The organism is Aeromonas sp. 602200, assembly GCF_049173895.1.
Lineage (GTDB): Bacteria > Pseudomonadota > Gammaproteobacteria > Enterobacterales > Aeromonadaceae > Aeromonas > Aeromonas veronii_A.
Genome location: NZ_JAAKSL010000022.1, coordinates 19,671 through 39,992, shown reverse-complemented (window position 1 = coordinate 39,992; position 20,322 = coordinate 19,671). Strand labels below are relative to the sequence as shown.

Sequence of the window (20,322 nt, the reverse complement as noted above, 5' to 3'; positions counted from 1 at the left end):
TACGAGACAGGACGATTAAACATGTCTAAGAAAATTTTCGACTTCGTAAAACCCGGCGTGATCACTGGTGATGACGTTCAGAAAGTGTTCGCCATCGCTAAAGAGAACGGCTTTGCTCTGCCGGCTGTAAACTGCGTTGGTACCGACTCCGTTAACGCCGTACTGGAAGCTGCCGCCAAGGTTAAAGCGCCGGTTATCGTTCAGTTCTCCAACGGTGGTGCCGTGTTCACCGCCGGTAAGGGTCTGAAGCTGGAAGGTCAGAAAGCCGCCATCCTGGGTGCCATCTCTGGTGCCAAGCACGTTCACGCTGTTGCCGAAGCCTACGGCGTGCCGGTAATTCTGCACACCGACCACGCTGCCAAGAAGCTGCTGCCGTGGATCGACGGTCTGCTGGAAGCGGGCGAGAAGCACTTTGCTGAAACCGGCAAGCCGCTGTTCTCCTCCCACATGCTGGATCTGTCCGAAGAGTCTCTGGAAGAGAACATCGACATCTGCTGCGAGTACCTGACCCGCATGGCCAAGATGAACATGACTCTGGAGCTGGAACTGGGTTGCACCGGTGGCGAAGAAGACGGCGTCGACAACAGCCACATGGATCAGTCCGCTCTGTACACCCAGCCGGAAGATGTTGCTTACGCTTACGAGCGTCTGTCCAAGATCAGCCCGCGTTTCACCATCGCTGCCTCCTTCGGCAACGTACACGGTGTATACAAGCCGGGTAATGTCAAGCTGACCCCGTCCATCCTGGACGCTTCCCAGAAGTACGTTTCCGAGAAGTTCGGTATTCCGGCCAAGTCTCTGGACTTCGTATTCCACGGTGGTTCAGGTTCCACTCTGGAAGAGATCCGCGAGTCCATCTCCTACGGCGTAGTGAAGATGAACATCGACACCGACACCCAGTGGGCAACCTGGGAAGGTCTGCTGAACTTCTACAAGAAGAACGAAGCTTACCTGCAAGGCCAGCTGGGCAACCCGGAAGGCGCCGACAAGCCGAACAAGAAGTACTACGATCCGCGCGTATGGCTGCGTGAAGGTCAGACTTCCATGATCGCTCGTCTGGAGAAAGCATTCTCCGACCTGAACGCCATCGACGTACTGTAATTCGTTACAGCACCTTGATTGCATGAAAAGGCGCCCTTCGGGGCGCCTTTTGCATTTCTGTGATCCGTGGTAGCTGGTTTGCCGTGCCTTAGCTGGGTATTATCGAAACAAGTTTGCTTATTTTATTAAACAATTTGCAACAAGGCAGGATGCTGAACATGCAGGCAGGAAAGCACATCGGATATCAGGAGCACGCGGCCTCCTACTACGCCGCGACCCGCAACGATCCGCAGCAGTGGCCGGAACTCGAGGCCGAGTTGAACGCGGATGTCTGCATTATCGGCGGCGGTTTTACCGGTCTCAACACCGCCATCAACCTGGCTGATGCAGGCTACAAGGTGGTGCTGCTGGAGGCCAACCGTATCGGCTGGGGCGCTTCCGGGCGCAACGGTGGTCAGCTTATTCGCGGTATCGGCCACGATACCAGCCAGTTTGCCCGCTGGATTGGTGAGGATGGGGTGCGCGATCTCGACCTGATGGGGCTGGAGGCGGTGCAGCTGGTACGCGAGCGGGTCGAGCGTTTCAATATCGAGTGCGACCTCACCTGGGGTTACTGCGACCTTGCCACCCGTCAGCGCCATCTGGCAGGTTTCGAAGAGGATCTCGACCATCTGGCGAGTCTGGGCTATGAGCACGAACTCAAGCTGGTCCCGCGGGAAGATATCCATAGCGTGGTGGGGTCGGATCGCTATATCGGCGGCCTCATCGACATGGGCTCCGGCCATCTCCATCCCCTCAATCTGGCGCTCGGCGAGGCGCGCGCCGCCGCCAGCCTCGGGGTTTCCCTGTTTGAACACTCCAGAGTGACCCATATCGATTACGGCAAGCAGCTTGAAGTGACCACCGCCCATGGCCGGGTCACTGCCGACTATCTGGTGATCGGCTGCAACGCCTATCTCAATGACCTCAATCCGGAGCTGGGAGGGCGGGTGCTGCCGGCCGGTTCCTACATTCTCGCCACCGAGGTGCTGGATCGCCGCTTGCGCCAGCGCTTGCTGCCGCAAAACATGGCGGTGTGCGATCAGAACGTGGCGCTCGACTACTACCGTCTCTCCGCCGATGGTCGTCTGCTGTTTGGCGGCGCCTGCAACTACTCGGGAAGGGATCCCCGCGACATCAAGGCCTTCATGTTGCCCAAGCTGCTGCGGGTATTCCCCGAGCTGGCTGGCACTGCCATCGAGTTTCAGTGGGGCGGGATGATCGGGATTGGCGCCAACCGGCTGCCGCAGATTGGCCGCTTGAAGGCTCACCCCAACGTGCTCTATGCCCAGGCCTACTCGGGGCATGGCCTCAACGCCACCCATATGGCGGGCAAGCTGGTAGCCGAGGCGATCCGCGGCGAGAGCCGGGGTTTCGATCTCTTTGCCAGCGTGCCTCACATCACTTTCCCGGGTGGCCCGGCGCTGCGCTCTCCGCTGCTGGCTCTGGGAATGTTGTGGCACCGGATGAAGGATATCTTCTGACTCCGATTGTCAGCCTGTGCAGTGATGGCTGAACTAAGCCCCCTTGCCAGTTCTTGTTTATAGCGGGCTAGCACTATCGTTCCGCCCGATAGACCAAAAGATGCATTCGCGCCAATCTCGTCCGGTTGGCGCTATCTTTTAGGTGTGAGAGCGGTTATCTGCCAAGGGGCAAGGGGTTGTCAGATTGCCGGAATATTTGCCGAGAAAGGGCCGAGGACGGGGAGAGGAGGGCCAAGATGGAGATAAATGTGGTCGCGTCAGGCGGGCTCAGCCCGCTGGCGCAACGGCAGGGTTCTCCCGCCGTGCAGGCACTGGAGCGGGCTGTGACCTCACCATCAACGGGCAGTGGCAGCCGTATGGTGCGCGACCTTGGCGCTGTGCTGGACGAATTGGGGCTGTCACCGCAAGGGGAGAGCCGCGGCGGGGGCACTGTTTCAATCAGGGATTCGCTGGAAGCGTTCATCAACACCATGATGGGCTCCCTGCAACAGCAGCAGGAGCAACAGTTGGTATTGCAGCAACAACAGCGGCAAGAGCAGGAACAGCGCAAACTCGCCATCGCCGACAGCAGCGAAAACCCGCTCAAGCGGGATCTGGAGCGCCTGCTGGAGACGCTGGATCAGCAGGGCGGACAGGAAAAAGAGAGCGAGCAAGGAGCCGAGCGTGAAGCGGTCAACCCCTTGCAGAACCAGCTGACCAAGCTGCTGGAGAGCAGTGGTGCGGCAGAGAGCGGGGTCACCCTCAAGGAGGTGCTGTCAGGGTTGGCCAGCAAGCTGCCGAACGAACCTGCCGAGCGAAAAGGGTATCGGGTCGATACCCAGGTTTGAGCAGGTTGGCAACGGCAGGAGCGTCGTTGCAGAGCATAAGGGGCGGAAAGCGCTTTATTGGGCCGGTTCGGCCAGCCGCCAGCCCTGTTCGTCCTTCATCATCCACACCTCTGCCTCTTGTGGCAGCACCTGGCCCGCCTCGAACGCGCCATATTTTCGCTCGAGCTCCATCAGCCCCATCTCCTGCTGGAAGGGGCCAACCCGGTCGTAGACCAGGTCCTCGTCGTGCAACACCTGCAACTGATCGAGCCCCTGCTTGAAGTGGAGCTGGTAACTCACCTTGACCAGATAGACCCCCTCCATCCGCTCCTCCTTGCCGAGGATGGTGAAGTCGCTGATATCGAACAGGTTGGCGTCTGTCTCGGCCAGCAGCTTGGCGGTGACCTGCTGGCGGATATCCTCTTCACCGGGCCCTGCACTGCAGCCATAAAGCCAGAGGGCTAGCAGGGGGATGAACCACTTTTTCATCAAAACTCCGGACAAGTGCAAAACGAGAGGGGCGATTGTGCCACGCGAATGCGCGGCGGCAAACCTCGGCTCACGGTTCCAGTGAACGTTCCAGCACGATGGCCTCGGCCCGATAACCAGCCAGCTCGCGGCGATAGCACTCGGTGAAGCCTCTGCGCAGCCAGAAGGATAGAGCACTCTCATTGCTGGCAATCACTGACAGGCGAAGCCGGGTAGCCCCCCATGAGCTTGCCAGCGTGCAGGCGTGAAGATAGAGCGACTGACCACGGCCACTCCCTTGCCAGGGTTCCCCCACCAGTAACAGACCCAGATAGGCGGTGTCTGGATTGGGGTAGCCGCGCAGCAGATCAATGACAGCGGTGAGTTCTCCCTGCTCCCAGCGGCCGATGAGATGTTTGTCGGAGAGAGGCAGGCCGGATGGGCAGGCGACAAGTTCCTCTTCTCCTGCCCGTGCAGAGAGAGGGTCATTGCTCACCGCCGCCTGATAGGAGGGGGCCTGCTCGAACAGCCGCTGCAAGGCAGGTGAATCGCTTGTCTGCAGCCGACGCAACTCAGTGTGCATCACTTACCATCTCGAGATGTTTGGCAAAGGGGATAGGCCCCATAAAACCGGTGACCCGCTGCCCTGACAGCTCCTTGCCCTCGCGGTCGAAGAAGATGAGGGTCGGCAGTCCGAGCACATTGAGGCTGTTGAGCAGCTCGATATCGGCATCGTCGTTGGCAGTGACGTCTGCCTGCAGCAGAACCATCTGGCCGAAACGCTCGCGTACTGCCGGGTCGCTGAAGGTCTTGTGCTCGAACTCCTTGCAGGCGACGCACCAGTCGGCGTAGAGGTCGAGCAGCACCGGCTTACCGCGGGCGGCGGCCAGCTGCACCTTGAGATCATCCAGCGTCTTGACGCGGATAAACCGCGGCGCCGTTTGACCGACATCCGCCGTGATGGCAGCAGGGGTGGCCGGTTGCAGCAGATCCTTGCCCACCACCACGGCGCTGATCATCGCCAGCAACAGCACGAAGCCGCGCACGCTTTTGGCCACCGAGTGGGGCTGATGCTGGTTGTGGTGATAGAGGTAGCCGCACAGCAGCAGCCCCCAGCCGAGCCAGGCGAGAGTGGCAATCTGATCGCTCCAGAGCCGTGACAGCAGCAGGATCGGCACTGCCAGCAGGGCAAAACCAAACAGCTGCTTGATCACATCCATCCAGGCGCCCGCCTTGGGCAGCAGCTTGCCACCCGAGGTGCCGAGCAGCAGCAGCGGCAGGCCCATCCCCAGTGACAGCGCATAGAGCGCCGCCCCGCCGAGCCAGAGATCGCCGCTCTGGGCCACGTAGATCAGCGCCCCCGAGAGCGGCGCCGTGGTGCAGGGGGAGCAGACCAGCCCGGAGATCATCCCCATGATGGCGACCCCGACTACCGAGCCGCCCTGCTGGCGGTTGGAGAGGCCGGAGAGACGGGTTTGCAAACTGCTCGGCAGTTGCAGGGTATAGAGTCCGAACATGGAGAGGGCCAGCAGCACGAACATCACCGAGAGGGCGATCAGCACATAGGGGTGTTGCAGCGCCGCCTGGAATTTCAGACCCGCCGAGGCCACTACCAGTCCGAGCAAGGTGTAGGTGACCGCCATCCCTTGCACATAGACCAGGGAGAGCAGGAAGGCGCGACCTGTGGAGAGGCGATGGCCAGCACCGGCGATGATGCCGGTCAGGATTGGGTACATGGGGAAGACGCAGGGGGTGAAGGCGAGCCCCAGCCCCAGCGCGAAGAAGGCGACGATGCTGAGCCAGAACCCCTGATGGCCGAGGGCGGAGGCCAGCTGATCCTGCTGGCTAACCGGTGCGACGCTTTGTGCCGTTTCAGCAGCGGATGCGGTGGTTGTCTTGACCAGCGGAGCCACATCGATCAGTTTGTCGGTCGGTGGATAGCAGAGGCCGTAGGTACAGCCCTGATAGCGCACCCGCAGGGTGGCATTTTCCCCCACCTCCTTTAGCGGCACCGCGATGCTCACCTGCTGGTAGTAGACCCGGGTCTTGCCGAAGAAGTCATCCTCGTGCTCGGTGCCTTCCGGCAGGGTCGGCTCGCTGAAGGTGAGGTTGTTCCCCTTGAAGCGCAGGCTATGGCGATAGAGGTAGTAGTCGTCGGCGATGTGGAGGGTTAGCAGCAGCTGATCGCCACGCTGTTCGCTCTTGATCTGAAAGGCCTCATCGACCTGCAAAAATTTGGGTTTGGCGTTGGCCTCAATGCCCAGCGAGCTGAGCAGGTCGGCGCCGCTGGCGTGGGCAGGGGCGCTGCCCACCGCTATCGTCAACAGGGCACAGAGCAGCAACAGGGGAGAGAGCAAGCGAGTGAATGTCATGAGGTCTCCCCATTGAGCCAGTCGAGATAGGCGGGTAGTCCGGCACTCACCGGCAGGGCCAGCAGCTCGGGCACCTCATAAGGGTGATTGGCTTGAATACATGCCTGCAGCTCGGCAAAGAGTGGCTGGCGGGATTTGATGACGAGCTGGATCTCGGTGGCGCGCTCCACCTTGCCTTGCCAACGATAGACAGAGGTAATGCCCGGCAGTTGATTGATGCAGGCGGCCAGCCGCTGGTTCAGCAGCTGTTCGCAGAGAAGGTCGGCACTGGTTTGATCTGGGCAGGTGCAGAGCACCACAATGGCGTCGGTCATAAAGCGGATCTTCACCTCGTTGGGGTAAACCGGGCAGGCGCCCTTGCCGTGTCATCCTTTTCTGCGGATGAAGGTGAAAAAAGCGCCTGAAAATCAGCGGCTACTATACCCCAGAGCCGCTTCAAATAGCATCTGTAGCCATTTGTGAGCCAGCGCCAAAAATTTGTGGGGGGCATGAGATAGACGCTGTCATGGGGACAGGGCAGAATGAGCGGGCTTGTTCCCAATTGACGTAAGGAAATGTATGACCCAACAGAATGAGCAGCAGAGAAACCGCATGTTGAGCCTGCTGCGCGAAGGTGAGCGCCGCATGTTGGTTCAATTGGCCGGGCTGCTGCGCACAACCGCCGATGAAATCAATGCCGAGCTGGAGAAAGAGGAGCTGATGGCCACCCTGGAGCAGCCCATTACAGTGGAGTATCTCAACGGCGTGGTGCAGCACCATCTGTTCGAGCGCAAACACAAGGGAGATATGGCGGTTGCCCAGCAGATCCTGAGCGATTATCAGAGCGAGCTGGAAGCGCTGCAGGCCGCTCAGGCCCAGCCTGAAGAGGCTGTCGCAACTGACGAGAGCGGCGAAGAGCTCAAGGCCCAGGCTTGAGCGACGGGCAGGCCTGAATCCTTACCTCTGAATCAGCCGGCCTGCCAGCGCTGATCCCTGTTGCGGCCCCATCATGTCTGCCATGATGGGGCCGTGTCGTTTCTTCTGTAGTCTTTCCTTGTTGCCCTTCATTTCTCGGTTTCAATCCAACGGATTCGTGCCTTAGCGCGCCTCTTGTTGCATGCCGTGCGGCACTTCGCGGGGGATGGGGAACACCTTGTCATAGCCCCAGTTGTAGACGAAGGCATAGATCAGGTAGAAGACGACGAAGCCCAGATCCAGCACCAGCGCCTCCAGCAGGCTGACGCTCAGCCACCAGGACATGACCGGCAGCGCGACGATCAGCAGACCGCCCTCAAAGCCGAAGGTATGCAGCACCCGTTGCCACAGGGTTTTGTGGGTATGGCCCTGATATTTGAGCAGCAGCTTGTCGACCCCGATGTTGTAGATGTAGTTCCAGACGGTGGCCAGCACCGAGAAGAACAGTGCCAGCGGGCCCATATGGTTGAGCCCGACCCCGGTAACCCAGCTGGCCAGCGGGGCGGCAATCAGCAGGCCAATGAATTCAAAGCCAATGGCATGGCGCAGGCGATCGTTACGGGTACGCATAAGTCACTCTCTCAATCAGATTTATTCACGGATTGCTGGTTAATCTATAGATCTTTAGCGATAGATTCATGTTGGTATCCATCGCTAAAATAGATGGATGAGAGAGCTTGCCGGAGGGCCATAGGATGACGCCATCACTGGAACAACTGAGGATCTTGCTGGCAGCCGCCGAAACCGGCTCGTTTTCCGCTGCCGCCCGCAAGCTGGGCAAGGCGCAGTCGGTAGTGAGCAGCGCCATCGCCAATCTGGAGATCGATCTGGCGCTCACCCTGTTTGACCGCAGCGGCCGCTATCCGCAACTGACGGAGGCGGGGGCCCGCATGGTGCAGGAGGCGGGGATCCTGCTGGCGCAGAGTGAACGATTGCAATCCATTGCCGGGGAGCTGGCGGCCGGGGTGGAGACGCGCCTCACCCTGGCCATCGATGATGACTCCCACCTGCCCTGGCTCGGCAGCCTGCTGGAGGAGTTCGCCACTCGCTACCCCACCGTGGAGCTGGAGCTGCTCTTCCCGCTGATGGAAGATGTGACCGAGATGCTGGTGACTGGGCGGGCCCAGCTTGGCATCAGTTATCAGAAGGTGCATCCCCAGCGGGAGATTGTCGCCCGTTCGCTGGGGGAGGTGACCATGCCGCTGGTGGTGTCACCGGATCATCCGCTGGCCCGCAAGCAGCCGCTGCGGGAGGTCGATCTGCAGGGAGCACGTCAGCTGATGGTGACCGGCCGACGGGAAGGGAGCGAGCGCCAGCGTTTTCGTATCTCGGCTCAGGTGTGGTGGGTCGAGGGGGATCTCGGGGTGCTGGAGCTGGTCAAACGGGGTCTTGGCTGGTCCGCTATTCCGGAATTTCTGCTGCATCAACCGCTGAAGCGGGGCGAGGTGGTGGTGCTGGAGCCCGACTTTATCGCCAGCCATGCGTTGGCGCTGGAGCTGCAGTGGCATCGCGCCCGCCCGCTGGGGCAGGCGGGGCGCTGGCTGAAGGAGGCACTGCTGGCGCGGGTGCCTCGCTAGCCGACCTTACTCGGTCAGGGCGTAAGGCAGGGGTTGCAGGGTGAGGCGGGAGCCTTCGTCCTGCTTGAGGCGGAATTGGGCGTCAGCCTCGGTATCCTTCGGCAGTACGGCGGTGAGCCACACCTGCCCGGCCTGTTGCCAGGCGTTGAGCACCATGCCGCTGCGGCGCCAGTTGTCACCCAGTTGCAGCTCCAGGGTATCGCCGCTGGCAACTGGCTCGCCGGTAGTCCCCGCCAGCAGGAACAGGGCGCGGTTGTTGGCGCCGCGATACTTGGCGCGGGCCACCGTCTCCTGCCCCATGTAGCAACCCTTGTTGAAGCTGATGCCGTCCAGTGCCTGCAGGTTGAGCATCTGCGGGATGAACTCCCCCTGATGCACCGCTTCCATGTGTGGCAGGCCCGCCTTGATCTCGAGCCCCCACCAGAGTGACTCGTCACCTTGTGGCAGGGCGTCGGCTTGCTGATTGCTCACCAGCAGCCAGCGATCCTGTTCAATCTTCACCGCCATGCCGCCGTCGATAAGACCGCTCTGCTCCAGACCAAACTGCGCGGCGATCCAGCCATCGCTGCCCGTACCGGCGATCCCGGTAGCGTGACGCTCATCGGCGGCGATCTCGACCTTGGAGAAGACGGCAAATTTCTTCAGCTCCGGCAACTGACGTTCCAACACTGAAGGGCTGGTCAGCAGCAGCAGACTGTCGTCGAGGCAGAGCAGGCGGAAATTGCTCCACAGCTTGCCCTTGGGATCACAGTGGCCACCCGGGGTCTGTTGCCCCGGTTGCAGGGCGTTGACATCACAGGTGACCTGACCTTGCAGATATTTGACGCGATCCTGGCCGCTGATACGGGTGATGGCCAGCTTGGTCAGGGGGAAGCGGGTCGGCTCGGCAGGAAAAACAGGTGGTTGCAGGCTCACGATGGTATTCCAGAGAGAAAGTATGTGAGCTGCATGGTAAAGACGTAACTAATGTTTGTCAGCCGGAAAATCCAGCTGGTACCATCCCCCGGTCTTTGTAAGGAGAGTGCCATGTTGAGCCCAGTTGAAAAATCCCGCCTGAAGTGGGCCTGCCGTCGCGGTATGCTCGAGCTGGATGTGATCTTTATGCCCTTTTTCGAACACGAGTTCGACTCCCTGAGCGAAGCCGATCAGCAGACCTTTATCCGCCTGCTGGCGAGCGACGATCCGGATCTGTTCAAATGGTGCATGGGTCATGGTGTCCCTGCCGATCCCGCATTTGCCGCCATGATCCCGATGATCCTGGAGCGCAATCAGGCGCGCCACGACCGCCAGGGGTAATACCGTGGAGCGGGTGATCATGAAGGTTCACCCCTCCCGCCATCAGCAATATTTGCTGGTGGCCCTCTTTCTGTTGCTGCTCTGGCCGGTGGCTGGCCTGATTGCCGGTTGGCAGTGGGCGCTGTTGCTGCCCGTCTGGCTGGTGGCGCTTTGGTTGAGCTGGCGGGCGCTCGCCGCGCCCCCGTTCGAGCTTGTCTGGGATGGCCAGTGGCTACAGTGGCAAGGTCGTCGCTATCAGCTTGACAAGAACAGTCGCATTCTGCCCGGCGCGCTCAGGTTGACGCTTTGTCCCGAGCCGGAAGGCTCTGAATCGGCGTCGCCACGGCAACTGTGGCTCTTCTCCGACGCCCTTCCCCCCGAACATTACCGCCTGCTGGCGCGAGCTATCCACTTTCTGCCGTCCCGACGTTGACGCCTGCTTCCCTGATAACCAGGCGCTGATTTATCGCGATAAGCTGTTGCCATGTGGCTGGCGACACTCTTTTTGTGGCTGAAAAGCGGTTGAAAACAAGTGACCCCGCCATGGCGGGGTCACTGATTGGTGCAACGCTTTACGGGAAGGGGGATTAATCCCGCTCCGGGGTCAGCACAGTCGGTTTGGAGTCCGGCAGCATATCCGGATAATCCAGGTTGTAGTGCAAGCCGCGAGACTCCTTGCGCTGCAGGGCGCAGTTGACGATAAGCTCGGCCACCTGCAGCAGGTTGCGCAGCTCCAGCAGGTTGTTGGAGACACGGAAGTTGGCGTAGTACTCCTGCACCTCCTGCTTGAGCAGGTCGATACGGCGCTTGGCGCGGGCCAGGCGCTTGTTGGTACGCACTATCCCCACGTAGTCCCACATCATCAACCGCAGCTCGTGCCAGTTGTGCTGGATCACCACCAGTTCGTCGGAATCTTCCACCTTGCTCTCGTCCCACACCGGCAGGCGCGGCGGCTCCACGCTCATCGGCAGCTTGGCCAGAATGTCGGCCCCCGCCTGATGGGCATAAACAACGCATTCCAGCAGGGAGTTGGAGGCCATGCGGTTGGCGCCGTGCAGACCGGTGTAGGTCACTTCACCGATGGCGTAGAGACCGGGGATATCGGTCTGGCCGTTGTTGTCGATCATCACGCCACCACAGGTGTAGTGGGCAGCCGGCACGATGGGCATCGGCTCCTTGGTGATGTCGATTCCGACTGCAAGGCAGCGCTCATAAATGGTCGGGAAGTGCTTGATGATGAAGTCGGCCGGTTTGTGGCTGATATCCAGATACATGCAATCCGCCCCGAGCCGCTTCATCTCGTGGTCGATGGCGCGGGCGACGATGTCGCGCGGCGCCAGCTCGGCCCGCTCGTCAAACTCCGGCATAAAGCGGCTGCCGTCCGGGCGGCGCAGATAGGCCCCCTCGCCACGCAGCGCTTCGGTCAGCAGGAAGTTGGGGTCATCGGGGTGGAACAGACTGGTGGGGTGGAACTGGTTGAACTCCAGGTTCGCCACCCGGCAACCGGCCCGCCATGCCATGGCGATGCCATCGCCAGAGCTCACATCCGGGTTGGAGGTGTACTGGTAGACCTTGGAGGCGCCGCCGGTCGCCAGTGCCACGAAACGGGCGCGGATCACCTCGACCTGTTCGGCGTTGCGGTTCCAGACGTAGGCGCCCAATACCTTGTTGCCCGGCAGGTTGAGCTTGCGGGTGGTGATGAGGTCGACCGCGTTGAAGCGCTCCATCAGCTGGATATTGGGGTGGGCACGAACCTGATCGATCAGGGTGAGCTGCACCGCCTTGCCGGTGGCATCCGCCGCGTGGAAGATGCGGCGATGGCTGTGGCCCCCTTCACGAGTCAGGTGGTACTGGGACTCGCCGTCGGCGTTCTCCTCCTGATCGAAGGGGACCCCTTGCTGAATGAGCCACTGGATGGATTCGCGGGCGTGGCGTGCGGTGAACTCGACCACTGCCGGGTCACACAACCCGGCGCCCGCGTTGAGCGTGTCGCTCACGTGGGATTCGATGCTGTCGGTTTCGTCGAAAACGGCAGCGATGCCTCCTTGCGCATAGAAAGTGGCCCCTTCACTGATGGGCCCCTTGCTCAGAACCAGGACTTTGGCGTGGTCTGCCAATCGCAACGCGAGGGACAAACCAGCGGCACCGCTGCCAATGATCAGTACATCGCAAAGGTATTCAACACTTGCTTTCATAAGTATCATTGGCCTGGATTAAGAACTGGCACCATGGTAGCCCAAGCGAGGGCGAGGATGCAGCCTGCATCACATTTTTTTCAATTGAAGCGAACTTTCTCTGATTCTCCCTGTCTGAACTTGTGCGCTTAGGAAGGGCCGGAAAAGAAAAACGATAACCTGATGGGGGTTTTACGGCTCTGATGAGCGACCAGAATCTACTGGACGAACAGCTGGTTGAACGGGTCCAGCGCGGCGATAAAGCAGCTTTCAACCTGTTGGTAAAAAAATACCAGCATAAGGTGGTCAACCTGGTTGCCAGGTATGTCAACAATCCCGGTGATGTGCCCGATGTGGCGCAAGAGGCCTTTATAAAAGCCTACCGTGCATTGCCGACATTCCGTGGCGAAAGTGCTTTTTACACCTGGTTGTACCGAATTGCCGTGAACACGGCGAAGAATTATCTCACCTCCCAGGGGCGCAGGCCGCCCAGCAGTGATGTGGAGGCTGACGAAGCGGAGTCTTATGGTGGTGGTGAAGCCTTGCAAGAGGTCTCAACCCCCGAAAACCTGGCGCTGACTGACGAGATCAAACGCACCGTGTTTTCAGCCATAGAGGCATTGCCGGAAGACCTGAGGACAGCTATCACCCTTCGCGAACTGGAAGGGCTGAGCTACGAAGAGATTGCCGAAATCATGGATTGCCCTGTGGGTACGGTCAGATCCCGTATCTTCCGGGCGAGGGAAGCAATCGATAAAAAGCTGCAACCTCTGATCGAGAATTAACTGGGGAAAGACGGGTTAACTTATGGCAAATAAAGAGCAAATCTCTGCCCTGATGGATGGTGACCTGAGTGACGCAGAGGTACTGAACGAGCTGGAGATGGACTCCGACTTGCAAGATACCTGGGGTCGTTACCACCTGATCGGCGATGCCATGCGGGGTGACCTGCCGGTCAATCTGCAACTGGATCTCAGTGACAGCATCATGGCTGCGCTGGAGGATGAGCCCACCATACTGGCACCCAAGCCGGTCGAGACGGCTCCCGTGCTGCAACCTGCCGTTGCACCGGTCAAGACAGATTCTAATGTGGTTCCGTTGTTCCGCCGTGTCGGTCAGCAGCTGGGTCAATATGCCATTGCGGCATCCGTGGCCGCTGCCGTTATCTTCGGGGTGCAGCAGTATCAGGGGCAGGATGGCGTTCCGGCCAATCCGGTGCTCAATACCATTCCAATCGGTGGCAGTGCGGCGCCTGTGAGTGTTCACTATCCGCAACAGGAGGGTGCCCGTGCCCGTCAGCAGGGGCTGACCGAACAGCAGATGCAGGAGCAGCGGGAGCGGATTAACGCCTTCCTGCGTGACCACCAGTTGCAGCAGCGCCTGTTGCAAGACAGACAGATCCAACAATAACGAATTGTCAGGGATACAAACGTGCGCCAGTCCAGCCGTATTTTGCTGGCCTCTCTCCTGCTGATCAGTGCCAAGGCCTCGGCCGACGATAAGTCGGCCGAGGCCTTGTTGCAGCAGATGCAGAGTGCCGTGCAGCAACAGAATTTCGAGTTGTCCATGGTCAAGGCCCGTCAGGGGCGTCTTGAACCGATCCGGATCAGCCATGCCGTGATCAACGGCAAAGAAGTGGCCCACCTCAGTTACCTTGACGGCAAGGCGATCGAGTATCTCCAGCGTCAGAACGAGTTCACCTTTTTCGAGAACAGCCATGATCCCTACACCTTGAAGGATGCCCGCTTCCCCGGCATCTGGTCGACCCTGGTGAAGATGCCGCTGGCGCAGGTGCTGGAGAGCTATGATCCTGTGCTGGCCGGCCGCAGCCGTGTCGCCGGTGTGGTGGCACAGGTGGTGAGGCTGGTGCCTAAAGAGGCCGATAAATATGGTTTCGTGCTCTGGATTGACGAGCAGAGCCACTTGCTGTTGCGGATCGACATGGTCGAGCGGGAAGGCAATCTGGTGGAGCAGGTACTCGGTGTCGAGCTGGATCTGCAGAGCAAACCGGCCCCCTGGCTGGTGAAGCTGGCCAACAGCAAGCAGCCCCCGGCGCTGGCGCTGGAGGATGCCTATCCGGCGCCGCAACAGCAGTTGAACTGGCAGATCACCTGGCTGCCCGATGGCTTCAAGGTGCTGTCGCAAGACCGGCACCAGCTGGTGACCACCAGTATGCCGGTGGACTATATGATGCTCTCCGACGGGCTGGTGGATCTCTCGGTCTATGTCTCCCGGGTCGATCCCAAGCAGGCGGTGCGCCAGCAGCTGATCCGCCAGGGGGCGACTTCGCTGGTGAGCTATGTCAACGAGGTGGGGGTCGAGATCACCGTGGTCGGCGAGGTGCCTGCCGAAACCGCCAAGCGCATCGCCGAGTCGGTCCAGCCGCTGGCCCGCAACGAAGCGGTGCAGTAACGGGGGATGCGGGGTTCTTCCCCGCTTGCCGAGCGTGGCGAGTCGTGGTCAGATCCCCTGATTGTGTGAACCCGAGGTGTTGCCGTGAATGAGATGAGTGAAGAGCTGGCGACCGTGGTGGCCATTGAGGGTGACCATGCCTGGGTGGAGTACGAGCGTCGCTCCGCCTGCAGTGGTTGTCAGCAGCAATCCAACTGCGGTACCGGCACCGTGGCCAAGGCGTTTCCCCTGAAAGCTCCCCGCTTGCGGGTCAGGCTGACCGCCGAGGTGCGGGTTGGCCAGCAAGTGAGGCTCGGTATCCCGCAGGAGAGCCTGCTGCGCGGGGCCGCGCTGGTCTATGTGCTGCCGCTGTTCTGCCTGCTGGCGAGTGCTCTGCTGGGGCAACTCTGGTTGGCGCCGCTGCTCTCTGGGGGGGAGGGGATTACCATTCTTGCCTCTCTGCTGGGTGGCGCTGGCGGCTTTTTACTGGTTCGTTACTTTTCCGGCCGGCTTGATGAGGGGCGTTATGGCCCCCGCATGCTCGGCGTTGTGGTTCCCGTCCGTACCCTCTCCTGACTGAACAGGCGCTATTTCACTGGCGTTGGCGACTAAAGAATGGCCGTCAGCCGGGTTATCCAGTAAAATCGCGCCTCCATAACCGACCTTAAACCAATTTTGAGTGACTCTTGCTCGATGAAACACATTCGTAACTTTTCGATTATTGCGCACATCGACCACGGTAAATCGACCCTGTCGGACCGTCTGATCCAGACTTGCGGTGGCTTGTCCGACCGCGAGATGCAGGCTCAGGTGCTTGACTCCATGGATCTGGAGCGCGAGCGCGGCATTACCATCAAAGCACAGAGTGTGACCCTGAACTACCAGGCACAAGACGGTAACACCTACCAGCTGAACTTTATCGACACCCCGGGCCACGTGGATTTCTCCTACGAGGTCTCCCGCTCTTTGGCGGCCTGTGAAGGGGCGCTGCTGGTGGTGGATGCCGGCCAGGGGGTTGAGGCACAGACTCTGGCCAACTGCTACACCGCCATGGAAATGGATCTGGAAGTGGTGCCGGTGCTGAACAAGATTGACCTGCCGGCCGCAGAACCCGAGCGGGTTGCCGAGGAGATCGAAGACATCGTCGGTATCGACGCGGTCGATGCGGTGCGCTGCTCAGCCAAGACTGGTCTGGGTGTTGATCTGGTGCTGGAAGAGATCGTCGCCAAGATCCCGGCGCCGGAAGGTGACCCGGATGCCCCGCTGCAGGCGCTGATCATCGACTCCTGGTTCGACTCCTATCTGGGCGTTGTCTCTTTGGTGCGGATCAAGAACGGTTCCCTGAAGAAGAACGACAAGATCAAGGTGATGAGCACCGGTCAGGTGTGGGGTGTCGATCGTATCGGTATCTTCACGCCCAAGCAGGTGGATACCCAGGGTCTGGGTTGCGGCGAGGTAGGTTGGGTTGTCTGCGGTATCAAGGACATCCACGGCGCGCCGGTGGGCGATACCCTGACTCAGGCCAAGAACGGTGCCGACAAGGCGCTGGCCGGCTTCAAGAAGGTGAAGCCGCAGGTTTATGCGGGTCTGTTCCCTATCTCCAGCGATGACTACGAGTCGTTCCGTGACGCCCTCGACAAGCTCTCCCTGAACGATGCCTCCCTGTTCTTCGAACCTGAGAGCTCTACTGCGCTGGGCTTCGGCTTCCGTTGTGGCTTCCTCGGCATGCTGCACATGGAGATCATTCAGGAGCGTCTGGAGCGTGAATACGATCTGGATCTGATCACCACGGCTCCGACCGTAGTCTACGAGATCGAGCTGACCGACGGCTCCACCATCCATATCGACAGCCCGGCCCAGATGCCTGCCATCACCAGCATCAAGGAGATGCGCGAGCCGATCGCCGAGTGTCATATCCTGCTGCCGCAGGAGTACATGGGCAACGTGATCACCCTCTGTATCGAGAAGCGTGGCGTGCAGACCAACATGGTCTATCACGGCAAACAGGTGGCACTGACCTATGAAATCCCGATGGCGGAAGTGGTGCTCGACTTCTTCGACCGTCTGAAGTCCACCAGTCGCGGTTACGCCTCGCTGGACTACGGCTTCAAGCGTTTCGAAACCTCCGACATGGTCCGTCTGGACATCATGATCAACGGTGAGCGCGTCGATGCCCTGGCCATCATCACCCACAAGGACAACGCCCAGTATCGCGGTCGTCAGGTGGTGGAGAAGATGCGCGAGCTGATCCCGCGCCAGATGTTCGATATCGCCATTCAGGCGGCCATCGGCAACCAGATCATCGCACGCAGCACCGTCAAGGCTCTGCGTAAAGACGTAACCGCCAAGTGCTACGGTGGTGACGTGAGTCGTAAGAAGAAACTGCTGAACAAGCAGAAAGAAGGTAAGAAGCGGATGAAGTCCCTCGGCCGTGTCGACGTGCCGCAGGAAGCCTTCCTCGCGATTCTCCACGTCGGAAAGGATTAATAGATGGCAAGCACGTTTTCCCTGATCCTGGTGGTGGTCTGCGCGATCACCGGTGTTATCTGGTGTCTGGACAAGATGATTTGGTCCAAGCAGCGCGCCGCCAAGATTGCCGTGGCTCGTGCCCATGGCGGTGCCCACCTGGATGAGAAGACCCTGGCCAAGGTCGCCCCCGTGCCGGTCTGGATTGAGCAGACCGCCGGGGTCTTCCCGGTCATCACCTTTGTGCTGATCCTGCGTTCGTTCATTTTTGAACCGTTCCAGATCCCGTCAGGTTCCATGATGCCCACCCTGCTGGTGGGCGACTTCATCCTGGTGGAAAAATTTGCCTATGGTCTGCGGGACCCGGTGACCAACACCAAGTTCCTCGAGACTGGCGAGCCCAAGCGTGGCGACGTGGTGGTGTTCAAGTATCCCCTTGAACCGCGCGTTGACTACATCAAGCGGGTGGTCGGCATGCCGGGTGATCGGGTTATCTATCGCAACAAGGAGCTGATGATTCGGCCCAAGTGCGAGGAGCAGGAAGGGAAAACGTGCCCGGGCTTCAAGAAGCTCGACGTCAAGTTTGAACAAAGAGGCGAATTTACCCAGATGGGGATCCCCCTTGACCGCTATACCGAGCAGTTGGGTGATGTCTCCCACGAGACCCTGCGCAATCCGCTGATGCCCGACATGGTTGGCCGTTACTATCGCCAGCCCGGCACCTACCCCGACGAGTGGGTGGTACCGGAAGGCCAGTATTTCGTGATGGGCGACAACCGCGACAACAGCACCGACAGCCGCTTCTGGGGCTTTGTGCCCGAGCAGAATCTGGTCGGCAAGGCGGTCGCTATCTGGATAAGTTTTGAATTCGAGCGCGAAGAAGGCTCCCTGCTGCCAAGTTGGGTACCGACAGGTGTGCGCTTCAACCGCATTGGCGGAATCAAGTAAATGAATATCAAGATGAACAGACTGCAGTCCCGTCTCGGGCATGTCTTTGCGGATCTGGAACTGCTGACCCGGGCGCTGACTCACCGCAGCGCCGGTTCCCGTCACAATGAACGACTGGAATTTCTGGGTGACTCGATTTTGAGTCTGGTGATTGCCGACGATCTCTTCCACCGCTTCCCGCAAGCGGCGGAAGGGGATCTCAGCCGGATGCGCGCCACCCTGGTGCGTGAGAAGACCCTGGCCGAACTGGGCCGGGAGTTTGACCTTGGTGATCACCTGATCCTCGGCCCCGGCGAACTCAAGAGCGGCGGTTTTCGCCGCGAATCCATTCTGGCCGATACGGTCGAGGCGGTGATCGGTGCCGTCTATCTGGATACCAATCTTGAGACGGTGCGGACACTGCTGCTGAGCTGGTATGCCAGCCGCCTGGAAGAGATCAAGCCGGGCATCGAGCAGAAAGATCCCAAGACCCGTCTGCAAGAAATTTTGCAGGGAAGCCGCAAATCCCTGCCGACCTACACCGTGACCAACGTCAAGGGCGAGGCCCACAATCAGGAGTTCACTGTCCAGTGTGACGTGGAAGGTCTGGATGGTCCTCTCGTCGGGGTCGGCACCAGCCGTCGCAAGGCCGAACAGGCCGCGGCGCAGCAAGCATTGGAAAAACTGTCATGACAGATACTACCTACTGCGGCTTTGTCGCCATCGTGGGCCGCCCGAACGTGGGCAAGTCCACCCTGCTCAACAAGCTGCTTGGCCAGAAGGTCAGCATTACCTCGAAGAAACCCCAGACCACCCGTCACCGGATTTTGGGGATCGACACAGAGGATAACTACCAGACCATCTATGTAGATACCCCGGGTCTGCACATTGAAGAGAAACGGGCCATCAACCGCCTGATGAACCGCGCCGCCACCAGTTCGCTGGGGGACGTGGCCATGGTGGTATTCATGGTGGACGGTACTCACTGGACCAAAGATGACGAGATGGTGCTGGGCAAGTTGCGCAATCTCAAGTGCCCGGTGGTGCTGGCGGTCAACAAGATCGACAACGTCAAGGAGAAGGAGGAGCTGCTTCCCCACCTCGAGTGGCTGGGCCAGCAGATGAACTTCGCCCATATCCTGCCCATCAGTGCCCAGAAGGGTACCAACGTGGAGAAGATCCGCGAGTGGGCCAAGCCGTTGCTGCCGGAAAACGTCCACTTCTTCCCGGAAGATTACGTGACCGACCGCTCCTCACGTTTCATGGCCTCCGAGATCATCCGCGAGAAGCTGATGCGCTTCACCGGTGAGGAGCTGCCCTACTCGGTGACGGTGGAGATCGAGCGCTTCAAGGTGGAAGAGAGCGGTATCTATCACATCCATGGCCTCATTCTGGTCGAGCGCGATGGCCAGAAGAAGATGGTCATCGGCAACAAGGGCGAGAAGATCAAGACCATCGGCACCGAAGCGCGCCTCGATATGGAACGGCTGTTCCAGAACAAGGTGCACCTCGAGCTGTGGGTCAAGGTCAAATCCGGCTGGGCCGATGACGAGCGCGCCCTGCGCAGTCTTGGCTACGGTGACGATTAAGTGGCGCTGACTGATTGCTGACCCCGGCTTTCGTCATCCATAGCCGGCCCTATCGTGAGACCAGCCAGCTGGTCGAGGTATTCACTCAGGATAGTGGCCGCTTTACCCTGGTGGCTCGCGGTTCTCGCGGGCCACGCTCCCCTCTCAAGGGGCTGCTGCAACCTTTTACCCTGCTGACCATTGCCTGGCGCGGCAAGGGGGATCTCAAGAACCTCACCCAGGTCGAATGCCCCGACCACTCCCTGCGACTCGGTGGCGATCGCCTCTTCTACGGCCTCTATCTCAACGAGCTGGTCTACTACCTGCTGGAAGCCCACACCCCGTTTCCAGAGGTGTTCGATGCCTATGCCCGTGCCATCATGGCGCTGGCTGACGGCGAGACGCCGGAGCTACCGCTGCGTCGCTTCGAGTTTCTGCTGCTGCAGGCGCTCGGCTATGCGGTGGATTTCGAATACACGGCGGATGACGAGTCGCCCATCGAGCCGACCCTGCTCTATGGCTTCGAGCGTGAATTGGGCTTTGTTGCTTGCGAGCGGGCGCCGGATCCCCGTACCCTGTTTCTCGGTGCCCACCTGCTCGCCTTTGCCGAGGGACGTTTCGATACCCCTCCCTTGCTGCAGGCGGCCAAACGTTTCAGCCGACTGGCGCTGCAACCCTATCTGGGCAAACGCCAGTTAAAGAGCCGGGAGCTGTTTTTAAAACGCAAAGCCAGCATCCAAGGCTGACACAGATTACAGACATACGGATATTGGCGCGGGG

General features: G+C 60.0%; 23 protein-coding genes. 16 read left to right on the top strand and 7 right to left on the bottom strand.

Annotation, left to right across the window (positions count from 1 at the left end):
• The first annotated feature begins 21 nt into the window (after nucleotides 1-21).
• The 3 genes from fbaA (at nucleotide 22) to G5221_RS19690 (ending at nucleotide 3,391) form a co-directional block, all read left to right on the top strand.
• Nucleotides 22-1,101 (top strand): class II fructose-bisphosphate aldolase, encoded by a 1,080-nt coding sequence (gene fbaA / locus G5221_RS19700; protein WP_005335434.1) that lies wholly within the window; start codon nucleotides 22-24, stop codon nucleotides 1,099-1,101.
• Nucleotides 1,102-1,259: 158 nt separating this feature from the next.
• Nucleotides 1,260-2,564, top strand: coding sequence for an NAD(P)/FAD-dependent oxidoreductase (locus tag G5221_RS19695; RefSeq protein ID WP_421263756.1), 1,305 nt, complete (start codon nucleotides 1,260-1,262; stop codon nucleotides 2,562-2,564).
• A 236-nt stretch (nucleotides 2,565-2,800) separates the two neighbouring features.
• The gene (locus G5221_RS19690) at nucleotides 2,801-3,391 is read left to right on the top strand and encodes a hypothetical protein (protein WP_421263755.1); all 591 of its coding nucleotides are present in this window, start codon (nucleotides 2,801-2,803) and stop codon (nucleotides 3,389-3,391) included.
• 54 nt (nucleotides 3,392-3,445) lie between these two features.
• Here the strand turns inward: G5221_RS19690 and G5221_RS19685 are convergent, their stop codons facing one another.
• From G5221_RS19685 to cutA, 4 genes are all read right to left on the bottom strand, one after another.
• Nucleotides 3,446-3,859, bottom strand: a complete 414-nt coding sequence (locus G5221_RS19685) for a hypothetical protein (RefSeq protein ID WP_421263754.1) — start codon at nucleotides 3,857-3,859, stop codon at nucleotides 3,446-3,448.
• A gap of 70 nt (nucleotides 3,860-3,929) precedes the next feature.
• The gene (locus tag G5221_RS19680) at nucleotides 3,930-4,421 is read right to left on the bottom strand and encodes a GNAT family N-acetyltransferase (RefSeq protein WP_421263753.1); all 492 of its coding nucleotides are present in this window, start codon (nucleotides 4,419-4,421) and stop codon (nucleotides 3,930-3,932) included.
• Nucleotides 4,411-6,210, bottom strand: a complete 1,800-nt coding sequence (locus tag G5221_RS19675) for a protein-disulfide reductase DsbD (RefSeq protein WP_421263752.1) — start codon at nucleotides 6,208-6,210, stop codon at nucleotides 4,411-4,413. The genes G5221_RS19680 and G5221_RS19675 overlap by 11 nt, the downstream gene beginning before the upstream one ends.
• Complete coding sequence (gene cutA, locus G5221_RS19670; protein ID WP_203118769.1) at nucleotides 6,207-6,524, bottom strand: divalent-cation tolerance protein CutA; 318 nt, start codon at nucleotides 6,522-6,524, stop codon at nucleotides 6,207-6,209. The genes G5221_RS19675 and cutA overlap by 4 nt, the downstream gene beginning before the upstream one ends.
• Nucleotides 6,525-6,768: 244 nt before the next feature.
• Between cutA and G5221_RS19665 the strand changes: the two genes are divergently transcribed.
• A complete protein-coding gene (locus G5221_RS19665; RefSeq protein ID WP_069529227.1) occupies nucleotides 6,769-7,125 on the top strand; it encodes a hypothetical protein in 357 nt (118 codons plus the stop codon).
• A 162-nt stretch (nucleotides 7,126-7,287) separates the two neighbouring features.
• On the opposite strand, the gene G5221_RS19660 is transcribed toward G5221_RS19665, so the two are convergent.
• Entirely contained in the window at nucleotides 7,288-7,734 is a 447-nt protein-coding gene (locus G5221_RS19660) for a PACE efflux transporter (RefSeq protein ID WP_100645204.1), read from the bottom strand.
• A gap of 125 nt (nucleotides 7,735-7,859) precedes the next feature.
• On the opposite strand from G5221_RS19660, the gene G5221_RS19655 reads away from it, so the two are divergent.
• Entirely contained in the window at nucleotides 7,860-8,741 is an 882-nt protein-coding gene (locus tag G5221_RS19655; protein WP_266135357.1) for a LysR family transcriptional regulator, read from the top strand.
• A 6-nt stretch (nucleotides 8,742-8,747) separates the two neighbouring features.
• Here G5221_RS19655 and ygfZ read toward each other — a convergent pair whose 3' ends face one another.
• On the bottom strand, nucleotides 8,748-9,656 hold the full coding sequence (gene ygfZ / locus G5221_RS19650; RefSeq protein WP_162517618.1) for a tRNA-modifying protein YgfZ: 909 nt from the start codon (nucleotides 9,654-9,656) through the stop codon (nucleotides 8,748-8,750).
• Nucleotides 9,657-9,767: 111 nt separating this feature from the next.
• On the opposite strand from ygfZ, the gene G5221_RS19645 reads away from it, so the two are divergent.
• Nucleotides 9,768-10,037 carry a succinate dehydrogenase assembly factor 2 gene (locus G5221_RS19645; RefSeq protein WP_005335417.1) on the top strand — a complete coding sequence of 90 codons (270 nt, stop codon included), beginning with the start codon at nucleotides 9,768-9,770 and terminating at the stop codon, nucleotides 10,035-10,037.
• A gap of 19 nt (nucleotides 10,038-10,056) precedes the next feature.
• Nucleotides 10,057-10,449 (top strand): protein YgfX, encoded by a 393-nt coding sequence (locus G5221_RS19640; protein WP_266135356.1) that lies wholly within the window; start codon nucleotides 10,057-10,059, stop codon nucleotides 10,447-10,449.
• Nucleotides 10,450-10,603: 154 nt separating this feature from the next.
• On the opposite strand, the gene nadB is transcribed toward G5221_RS19640, so the two are convergent.
• Nucleotides 10,604-12,211, bottom strand: a complete 1,608-nt coding sequence (gene nadB / locus G5221_RS19635) for an L-aspartate oxidase (protein WP_005354382.1) — start codon at nucleotides 12,209-12,211, stop codon at nucleotides 10,604-10,606.
• A 182-nt stretch (nucleotides 12,212-12,393) separates the two neighbouring features.
• Here nadB and rpoE point away from each other — a divergent pair, with 182 nt between their 5' ends.
• The 9 genes from rpoE to recO all read left to right on the top strand — a co-directional run bounded on the left by rpoE (nucleotide 12,394) and on the right by recO (nucleotide 20,288).
• Nucleotides 12,394-12,975, top strand: a complete 582-nt coding sequence (rpoE, locus tag G5221_RS19630; RefSeq protein WP_005335411.1) for an RNA polymerase sigma factor RpoE — start codon at nucleotides 12,394-12,396, stop codon at nucleotides 12,973-12,975.
• A 22-nt stretch (nucleotides 12,976-12,997) separates the two neighbouring features.
• Complete coding sequence (locus G5221_RS19625; RefSeq protein ID WP_266135355.1) at nucleotides 12,998-13,600, top strand: sigma-E factor negative regulatory protein; 603 nt, start codon at nucleotides 12,998-13,000, stop codon at nucleotides 13,598-13,600.
• Nucleotides 13,601-13,621: 21 nt separating this feature from the next.
• Nucleotides 13,622-14,602, top strand: a complete 981-nt coding sequence (locus G5221_RS19620; RefSeq protein WP_266135354.1) for a MucB/RseB C-terminal domain-containing protein — start codon at nucleotides 13,622-13,624, stop codon at nucleotides 14,600-14,602.
• A 93-nt stretch (nucleotides 14,603-14,695) separates the two neighbouring features.
• Nucleotides 14,696-15,157, top strand: coding sequence for a SoxR reducing system RseC family protein (locus G5221_RS19615; RefSeq protein ID WP_266135386.1), 462 nt, complete (start codon nucleotides 14,696-14,698; stop codon nucleotides 15,155-15,157).
• A gap of 117 nt (nucleotides 15,158-15,274) precedes the next feature.
• Nucleotides 15,275-17,068, top strand: coding sequence for a translation elongation factor 4 (lepA, locus tag G5221_RS19610; protein WP_005335396.1), 1,794 nt, complete (start codon nucleotides 15,275-15,277; stop codon nucleotides 17,066-17,068).
• A gap of 3 nt (nucleotides 17,069-17,071) precedes the next feature.
• Nucleotides 17,072-17,995: a signal peptidase I gene (gene lepB, locus G5221_RS19605; protein WP_005335395.1), complete on the top strand. Its 924-nt coding sequence runs from the start codon at nucleotides 17,072-17,074 to the stop codon at nucleotides 17,993-17,995.
• Entirely contained in the window at nucleotides 17,996-18,667 is a 672-nt protein-coding gene (gene rnc, locus G5221_RS19600; RefSeq protein WP_005335394.1) for a ribonuclease III, read from the top strand.
• Nucleotides 18,664-19,563, top strand: a complete 900-nt coding sequence (gene era, locus G5221_RS19595) for a GTPase Era (protein WP_033112795.1) — start codon at nucleotides 18,664-18,666, stop codon at nucleotides 19,561-19,563. The genes rnc and era overlap by 4 nt, the downstream gene beginning before the upstream one ends.
• 14 nt (nucleotides 19,564-19,577) lie before the next feature.
• Nucleotides 19,578-20,288 (top strand): DNA repair protein RecO, encoded by a 711-nt coding sequence (recO, locus tag G5221_RS19590; protein ID WP_041210624.1) that lies wholly within the window; start codon nucleotides 19,578-19,580, stop codon nucleotides 20,286-20,288.
• The last annotated feature ends 34 nt before the right edge of the window (nucleotides 20,289-20,322 follow it).

Coding starts and splice junctions, on each gene's coding strand:
- G5221_RS19640 (WP_266135356.1), top strand. CDS start 10,057: ATGAAGGTTCACCCCTCCCGCCATCAGCAATATTTGCTGGTGGCCCTC.
- G5221_RS19625 (WP_266135355.1), top strand. CDS start 12,998: ATGGCAAATAAAGAGCAAATCTCTGCCCTGATGGATGGTGACCTGAGT.
- G5221_RS19655 (WP_266135357.1), top strand. CDS start 7,860: ATGACGCCATCACTGGAACAACTGAGGATCTTGCTGGCAGCCGCCGAA.
- G5221_RS19695 (WP_421263756.1), top strand. CDS start 1,260: ATGCAGGCAGGAAAGCACATCGGATATCAGGAGCACGCGGCCTCCTAC.
- G5221_RS19645 (WP_005335417.1), top strand. CDS start 9,768: ATGTTGAGCCCAGTTGAAAAATCCCGCCTGAAGTGGGCCTGCCGTCGC.
- G5221_RS19680 (WP_421263753.1), bottom strand. CDS start 4,421: ATGCACACTGAGTTGCGTCGGCTGCAGACAAGCGATTCACCTGCCTTG.
- G5221_RS19675 (WP_421263752.1), bottom strand. CDS start 6,210: ATGACATTCACTCGCTTGCTCTCTCCCCTGTTGCTGCTCTGTGCCCTG.
- nadB (WP_005354382.1), bottom strand. CDS start 12,211: ATGAAAGCAAGTGTTGAATACCTTTGCGATGTACTGATCATTGGCAGC.
- G5221_RS19685 (WP_421263754.1), bottom strand. CDS start 3,859: ATGAAAAAGTGGTTCATCCCCCTGCTAGCCCTCTGGCTTTATGGCTGC.
- lepB (WP_005335395.1), top strand. CDS start 17,072: ATGGCAAGCACGTTTTCCCTGATCCTGGTGGTGGTCTGCGCGATCACC.
- G5221_RS19665 (WP_069529227.1), top strand. CDS start 6,769: ATGACCCAACAGAATGAGCAGCAGAGAAACCGCATGTTGAGCCTGCTG.
- G5221_RS19660 (WP_100645204.1), bottom strand. CDS start 7,734: ATGCGTACCCGTAACGATCGCCTGCGCCATGCCATTGGCTTTGAATTC.
- fbaA (WP_005335434.1), top strand. CDS start 22: ATGTCTAAGAAAATTTTCGACTTCGTAAAACCCGGCGTGATCACTGGT.
- cutA (WP_203118769.1), bottom strand. CDS start 6,524: ATGACCGACGCCATTGTGGTGCTCTGCACCTGCCCAGATCAAACCAGT.
- lepA (WP_005335396.1), top strand. CDS start 15,275: ATGAAACACATTCGTAACTTTTCGATTATTGCGCACATCGACCACGGT.
- era (WP_033112795.1), top strand. CDS start 18,664: ATGACAGATACTACCTACTGCGGCTTTGTCGCCATCGTGGGCCGCCCG.
- G5221_RS19690 (WP_421263755.1), top strand. CDS start 2,801: ATGGAGATAAATGTGGTCGCGTCAGGCGGGCTCAGCCCGCTGGCGCAA.
- G5221_RS19615 (WP_266135386.1), top strand. CDS start 14,696: ATGAGTGAAGAGCTGGCGACCGTGGTGGCCATTGAGGGTGACCATGCC.
- rpoE (WP_005335411.1), top strand. CDS start 12,394: ATGAGCGACCAGAATCTACTGGACGAACAGCTGGTTGAACGGGTCCAG.
- rnc (WP_005335394.1), top strand. CDS start 17,996: ATGAATATCAAGATGAACAGACTGCAGTCCCGTCTCGGGCATGTCTTT.